General features: G+C 46.6%; 7 protein-coding genes and 2 pseudogenes. 8 read left to right on the top strand and 1 reads right to left on the bottom strand.

Annotated features, from left to right (window positions below; all coding sequences use genetic code 11):
* Positions 1-108 (top strand): annotated as a pseudogene (locus GBN19_RS13875) (IS5/IS1182 family transposase); the annotation flags it as partial.
* Between the two features lie 95 nt (positions 109-203).
* Positions 204-1,802 (top strand): subtype B tannase, encoded by a 1,599-nt coding sequence (locus GBN19_RS13870; protein ID WP_120371321.1) that lies wholly within the window; start codon positions 204-206, stop codon positions 1,800-1,802.
* Between the two features lie 151 nt (positions 1,803-1,953).
* Here the strand turns inward: GBN19_RS13870 and GBN19_RS13865 are convergent.
* Positions 1,954-2,886: pseudogene (locus GBN19_RS13865) on the bottom strand (gallate dioxygenase).
* A 38-nt stretch (positions 2,887-2,924) separates the two neighbouring features.
* On the opposite strand from GBN19_RS13865, the gene GBN19_RS13860 reads away from it, so the two are divergent.
* From GBN19_RS13860 to GBN19_RS13835, 6 genes are all read left to right on the top strand, one after another.
* Complete coding sequence (locus GBN19_RS13860; RefSeq protein WP_151778535.1) at positions 2,925-3,629, top strand: IS6-like element IS1008 family transposase; 705 nt, start codon at positions 2,925-2,927, stop codon at positions 3,627-3,629.
* 333 nt (positions 3,630-3,962) lie between these two features.
* Entirely contained in the window at positions 3,963-4,760 is a 798-nt protein-coding gene (locus tag GBN19_RS13855; protein ID WP_004642064.1) for an HdeD family acid-resistance protein, read from the top strand.
* Positions 4,757-4,990, top strand: coding sequence for a hypothetical protein (locus tag GBN19_RS13850; protein WP_215899836.1), 234 nt, complete (start codon positions 4,757-4,759; stop codon positions 4,988-4,990). The genes GBN19_RS13855 and GBN19_RS13850 overlap by 4 nt, the downstream gene beginning before the upstream one ends.
* Before the next feature lie 13 nt (positions 4,991-5,003).
* A complete protein-coding gene (locus tag GBN19_RS13845; protein ID WP_004992245.1) occupies positions 5,004-5,687 on the top strand; it encodes a hypothetical protein in 684 nt (227 codons plus the stop codon).
* Complete coding sequence (locus tag GBN19_RS13840) at positions 5,632-6,249, top strand: NADH dehydrogenase ubiquinone Fe-S protein 4 (protein ID WP_308464050.1); 618 nt, start codon at positions 5,632-5,634, stop codon at positions 6,247-6,249. Before GBN19_RS13845 ends, GBN19_RS13840 begins: the two co-directional genes overlap by 56 nt.
* Entirely contained in the window at positions 6,213-6,566 is a 354-nt protein-coding gene (locus GBN19_RS13835) for a cation:proton antiporter domain-containing protein (RefSeq protein WP_228271285.1), read from the top strand. The genes GBN19_RS13840 and GBN19_RS13835 overlap by 37 nt, the downstream gene beginning before the upstream one ends.
* Positions 6,567-6,601 lie beyond the last annotated feature (35 nt).

Raw genomic sequence — 6,601 nt, 5'->3', positions numbered from 1 at the left:
CTTAAACATTTTCGGATATTAACAGAACGCTATAGAAATAGACGGAAACGCTTTGGTCTAAGAATGAATTTAATTGCTGGAATGGTGAATTGGATGCTCTTAAATTAACTTTCGCAAGAGGTCTATTGTAAATAATAATATTTCTTCATTTTTTATTCTCATTTTTCGGCAATAATTAAACTTTAAATAGTGGTAATTCTTACATGATGAAAAAGTTCAAAATAAAACCTCTTATATGGGGAATCTTCAGTATTGCATTGAGCTCTGCAACGCTAATACATGCAGAAACACAACCAATTTCTTTGAAATTTGATCAGCAGAATTTCACAATCAAAACAATCAATGTGAATGGTTCTACACTTAAAGTACATGCCTATGAAGGCATTACTTATGTTGCCAATCCTGTTGATAAAAAATATCAAAGCATCAATATTTATATTCCTGAAGCCTATTTTGAGGGCCAATCCATCAATGGCTATAATGCCCAAAATGCGCCTATTTTTCTGCCAAATCAGGTGGGCGGGTATATGCCAGCAGAACCCGGCACGTTGGAGGAAAGACGCCCACTGATGATGAAAAATCCAAATGGGGCAGCCCCATCGGATTTACCTAAAGGGAAACCACCTGAAGGGATGTCTGGAATGGATCAATCTCAAAAGCAGCAACGTCCCAACACGATTGTCAGTGCTCTAGCGCATGGTTATGTAGTCGCTTCACCTGGAGCACGTGGTCGCACATTGCAAAATGCCCAAGGACAATATACAGGTAAAGCACCGGCTGCAATTGTGGACTTAAAGGCTGCTGTTCGTTATCTCAAGTTGAACGATTCTATAATGCCGGGTGATGCCAACAAGATTATTTCAAATGGTACCAGTGCAGGAGGAGCACTTTCTGTATTACTCGGAGCTACGGGGGATGCTAAAGATTATGAACCGTATCTCAAACAATTAGGGGCTGCTCAAAATAGCGACAAAATATTTGCAAGTTCCGCTTATGCGGCTATTACCAATCTAGAGCATGCAGATGCTGCTTACGAATGGCAATTGGCGAATGTACATCAGTATAAAAAAATTGATATCAGCATGTTGGATTATAAAGTTCAACGCAAAGAGCAAGCAGGGACTTTAACAGCCAATCAAATTCAGGTATCTCAAGATTTAAAACAATTGTTCCCTACGTACTTAAACAGTTTAAAGCTAAAAAATAAGCAAGGGCAATTACTGCAACTTGATGCAAAGGGCAATGGTAGCTTTAAAGACTATATTCAATCGCTGTTGATTCAATCTGCACAGACCGCCTTGGATCAAGGTGAAGATTTAAGCTCGTTGAAGTGGCTTACAATTGAAAATAAAAAAATCGCCAAAATTGACTATGATGCTTATCTGCAATATTTAGGACGACAAAAATTACCACCAGCTTTTGATGCCTTAGATTTATCATCGGGTGAAAATGATGAGTTTGGAACAGCAAGCATCGCTGCGCAACATTTCACGGCATATGCACTGCAACATCGAACTCAAACAGATAGCACGATGGCAGATCCTAAAATTATTGCCATGATGAACCCCATGCACTATATCGGGACTCATCAAGCGAGTACTGCCAAATATTGGCGAATTCGACAGGGCACACTGGATAAGGATACGAGTTTTGCCATTCCAGCAATGCTAGCAACCAGCCTTGCGAATCAAGGCAATTCAGTGGATTTCTCTCTGGCTTGGAATCAACCTCATGGTGGAGACTATGACCTGAATGAGTTATTTAACTGGATAGATCAAATTGCACATCCATCTATGCCATAAATTTTTCTGAACAATTAGATCGTGTTCGCGACTCATTTAGGTGAATGCGATCTTATCTATGCAATCTTTGGACAAAAAAAACAGCCTTTAGGACTGCGCTGTCGCATAAAGGCTGATCAAGGGTAAATCTATTTATCTGTGTGTACGCTAGTTATTCAGCTTTATCCATTGCTTTTGCTTGTGCACCACCCGCAACTGAATATGTAATTGGAACTTTACGCGTTGCCAAGAACTGTTCCAGAGTTTCTCCACGGAATGATGCATAGACTTGCGGGTTCGGTACGCCTAACACAGCTGCCATTTTCTCTAAAACAAAGAAACTCACACCTCTACGAATCATTTAAATCCATTTTCGTTCACGAATCAGGGTTTTCTCTTCATCATCTAAGCCGCGTTCATTGGCAAGAGCTTCGAAGTCGGTTAAAAATCTCGTACGATGTTGCGGAAGTACCAAATCATGTAAGAAAGCGTTAATGCGTAAATTGGCATGGCTCACTGCATGCGTTAGAGGATAAGTCCCTTTAAGCAGTTCAGCCCCTTGTAATTCATAGTCCAAATGCTGACGATACGCCTCAATTTCATCTGGTGTTGCCGCTTCACCTAAATCTTCAAACACTAGCGTGGCAATATTGGTGACTGATGGCGCATAGTTTTGTTTGTGAATCAGTTTGACATTGTCTGATAACGCACCACGCATAATCAGCCACATCACTACTTCCGCACCTTCCCAGCCACCCTTTTCAGCAAATTCAGCAATACGCATATTGGCTAATTTTTCAGGTTGTTTTTCTAACAAGTCAAGGAATTCAGCATCCCATTCTTCGTTCAGAAATCCTGCACGTTCGCCGTGTACCTGATGAGAAAGCCCGCCAGTTGCCATGATTGCGACATTTAAATCTTCAGGATAACTTTCAATCGCTTTACGCAAGGTTTTGCCCATTTTCCACATACGCTTGGCACTTGGAATAGGAAATTGCAACACACCGACTTGTAATGGAACAACTTGACCCGACCATGGACCTTGCTCATCACCAAGCATAGAAAGTGGCGATAAAAAATGGCACTGTTGCAAATAGGCTGACATGATAAGCTAAATATCTTATTTATTTCGAGATACAGCAGATGAATCCCTTCCATGGTCGGCACTTTCAAGGTGAAATCATTCTTTGGGCTGTTCGTTGGTATTGTAAATATGGCATCAGCTATCGTGAACTTCAAGAAATGCTCGCTGAACGAGGTGTGAATGTTGACCACACCACAATTTATCGTTGGGTTCAGCGTTATGCTCCAGAAATGGAAAAACGCTTACGCTGGTATTGGCGTAATCCTACAGATTTACATTCATGGCATATGGATGAGACTTATATCAAAGTGAAGGGGCGATGGACTTACCTGTATCGTGCAGTTGATCAACGGGGTCATACGATTGACTTTTACCTTTCCGCTAGACGGAACAGTAAATCAGCCTATTGTTTTTTAGGAAAGATCTTCAATACGGTGAAAAAATGGCAAATTCCACGGGTCATCAATACAGATAAAGCAGCGACCTATGGCCATGCTTTATCACGGTTAAAGCGAGAAGGAAAATGTCCAGTAGATATTGAGCACAGGCAGATTAAGTATAAAAATAATGTCATTGAATGTGATCATGGCAAGCTAAAGCGGATCATCAGGGCCACATTAGGATTCAAATCTATGAAGACGGCTTATGCCACAATTAAAGGTATTGAAGTCATGCGTGCACTACGTAAAGGACAAGCATCGTCATTTTATTATGGTCAGCCTCAGGGTGAAATGTGTCTAATCAACAGGGTTTTCGGTCTCTAAGTACTTTTTAAAGGGAACATCATCGACTCAAATCTCTATTTGCAACAGTGCCGCGACAACTCAGTTGGATGATTCCCTTGAGGCACCATCGAGTGATACGTGGAACCCCCAGCATGCCTATTTCGAAAGATAAAGCATCGGCCAAGAAGCCACGGCGCGTCTCCCGCAGCCATGCGCCTGGGGACAAATCGAATCTTTTTGGCACCGTCAAATTGGCCGGAGGGAGTGTTTGCCATTTTGGCATGGAAACTTGGTCCGAAAAACGGGGGATTCTGCTCCCTCATACTCCTAACCTGAATTATTCACCACACAAAGGATGAGAAGGCCTATTATGTGCTAAAATGTTGTTGCAAAACAAACAGTTGCACATCAAACAGGTCTTCTCATGAGCTACCATATCACAACGCAGAGTGTGGTTTTCCAAGACTTGTTTCCCAAGCCGACTGGAAGGCTTTCCTGTGGCGCGGCATCGTTGCCGTCATTCTTGCCGCCCTGGCATGGCTGATGCCCGCTGAAGCGGTCCTAACACTGACCATTGTGTTTGGTGCCTACTCCTTTGCGGATGGCGTACTGGGGCTTTGGTCGGGCTATAAAAACATGCGTCAGGGTGAAAGCTGGGGCTGGTTGATCTTCAGCGGCCTCCTTGGCATCGCAACCGGGCTTATCGTCCTGGTCAGCCCGTTCGTCGCGACACTCGTGTTAACCGTGTTTCTCTGGACGATGGTTGCATTCTGGTCGATCACATCCGGCGTGATGGAGATCGTCGCGGCCTTTCGGCTCCGTAAGGAAATCGAGGGGGAGTGGTTGCTCGTCCTCAGCGGTGTCATTTCCATCTTGCTTGGCGCTGCCGTCACATGGGTCTTGTTCACGACACCCGCAGGCAGTATTATGGCCCTCGGTTGGTTGTTGGGCGTCTATGCCGCAATCTTCGGTGTAACCATGATCCTGTTGGCATTGAAGCTTCGGAAAGTCAGCGCTTCGGACGACACGCTGGGGCCGAAACTACAGCCACTTAAAACTCGAGAACGGCGGCCAGGCACGTCACAGGACCTGGCTGCCTTTAAAAAAAGAGAAGCAGCGCTGCGCCAGCCGACCTTTCGTTGCAGAATAATAGGGAGTGCATATAAATGAATTTTTTGAATTTGCAGGTCACACAGGCAGAGCTCCTATCCGGCCTTATTTCCGTTTCCCAAGAAGTGGAAAGAGATTTCTCGAACTGGGATGAAACGATTTTCGAGCGCTGTCTGCGGGATGGGTTCAATGTATTTGGCTCTGGACCAACCCCTATTCTCTTGCGGCCCGAAAAGGAGACCGAACCTGCCCCTGACACCCGTTCGCTAGGCAACGACAGCCATGATTAAGAAAGGCCAACCCATGAAGCCACCGGTAAAGACGAGCTTTCGCGGCAGGGACGTCGCCTACCTGGTAATTTCCATTGTTTTAGTGGGCGTAGGTTACGCAGCCTACCGCGGCTTATACTTTGTTGGTGAAAACGTTCCTTTTGCCCAAGAGATGATCCTAGTGTTCCTGGGTGCAGCTACCACTATCTATCTGACAGCTGTGCTCCTCAATCGCCAGACTGAGCTTGAGTTAAGAAAAGAAGGGCAAGTTCTTCTTTTTCAACAAAAGCATGACACATATATGCGCGTCATCGAAAAGGTTGCTGAAATCGTGGAGCGTGAACGTCATGATTCTGCGCTCATTGATGAACTCAGGGTCATCAGCCACAGGCTTGCCGTTGTCGGCAGCGCGCCAGTTGTCGAAGCGTTCCGACGCGTTCTTGATCTGCTTGTTGATGGACTTGAGGATGGCCAGTTGAACGGCAATGACGCAGAACAGGTGATGCATGCCGTAGCTGAAGTCACGATTGCGATGCGTTCGGACATCAGCAGCGACAACGACCCTGAAGCGCTTCGGTCGGCTGCAGAAACGATCATGGCGAACTCACGCAAGATCGAGCGGCTGGACGACATCGAGCACTCAAAGTCCAAGCCAGACGCAAATGCAGCCAACAATAAACAGAAGAAAGGAGATTCGAAAGATGATGCAAGGACATAACCGCCCGCCATTCGCACCAACAATTCCCGGAACCAACCTTCGTTCTCATGATGTGCCAACCGCCATCATTTACCGACCCGCGCGCGCGGCCGCCACGTCCGCGCCACGATCCCGACACTGGGTTCTGGAGTTCGAACCGTCACGCCCGCAGAACCTTGAGCCCTTGATGGGATGGACGACGTCTCAGGATCCTTACCGGCCTATCAGGATGACATTTCCAGATCGCGACAGCGCTGTCGACTATGCCCTCAAGAACGATTGGCGCTATATCGTGCGTGAAGATCGTCCGCGGCGCATCGGACCAAACCCTTGGGCGGGCACAAGCAGTCATCAGCTTTATCGCGGAGTCGATACTTCCAAGGAAGGGTGGGTTCAGATGGGGCAACCGACGATGTCGGAGCATCACCTCCCAAAAGGATACGGCGCATCCGAAAACACGGGAACGCCGCAGAAATCGGAGGCTGAGTTTCTCGATCCAGTTCTGGAGGCTGCCATCGAGTCCTTTCCAGCCTCTGATCCGCCGGCGTGGATTGGAACGACAGTATCCGGGCGAAGGGGCTGAAGTCGATGCATGGAACCGCCGAATTCCTGATTGCGGGTGCGACCCTGATTTCGGGCGCATTCATTGCCGTTGCCATATGCTCCCGTTTAGGTGTTCCTTCGATCGTTGGGTTTTTGCTTGCAGGCATGGCTTTGGGCCCGCACGGTCTCGAGCTTATTGATGGTGAAGCAACCCTTGGCGCTATCGGTGAATTGGGCGTGATCTTGTTGCTGTTCATGCTGGGGCTGGAATTCTCGCTTGGCAAGCTGATGGAGCTGCGGCGGCTGATCTTCGGTGTCGGTCTTTTGCAGGTCGCCACAACATCCGGTCGAGTATAGGAAGAATAAACACCTATATGAGAGTAATAAAGTTT

Origin of the sequence: Acinetobacter brisouii (assembly GCF_008993995.1) — a bacterium.
In the GTDB taxonomy this organism is placed as follows: domain Bacteria; phylum Pseudomonadota; class Gammaproteobacteria; order Pseudomonadales; family Moraxellaceae; genus Acinetobacter; species Acinetobacter brisouii_A.
The sequence above is the reverse complement of the archived record's forward strand: the minus strand, read 5'-3'. Positions and strand labels throughout refer to the sequence as shown.

Bases quoted from the DNA above. Each gene is read 5' to 3' on its own strand.
- GBN19_RS13845 (WP_004992245.1), top strand. From the start codon at position 5,004: ATGAAGCCACCGGTAAAGACGAGCTTTCGCGGCAGGGACGTCGCCTAC.
- GBN19_RS13870 (WP_120371321.1), top strand. From the start codon at position 204: ATGATGAAAAAGTTCAAAATAAAACCTCTTATATGGGGAATCTTCAGT.
- GBN19_RS13840 (WP_308464050.1), top strand. From the start codon at position 5,632: ATGCAGCCAACAATAAACAGAAGAAAGGAGATTCGAAAGATGATGCAA.
- GBN19_RS13850 (WP_215899836.1), top strand. From the start codon at position 4,757: ATGAATTTTTTGAATTTGCAGGTCACACAGGCAGAGCTCCTATCCGGC.
- GBN19_RS13860 (WP_151778535.1), top strand. From the start codon at position 2,925: ATGAATCCCTTCCATGGTCGGCACTTTCAAGGTGAAATCATTCTTTGG.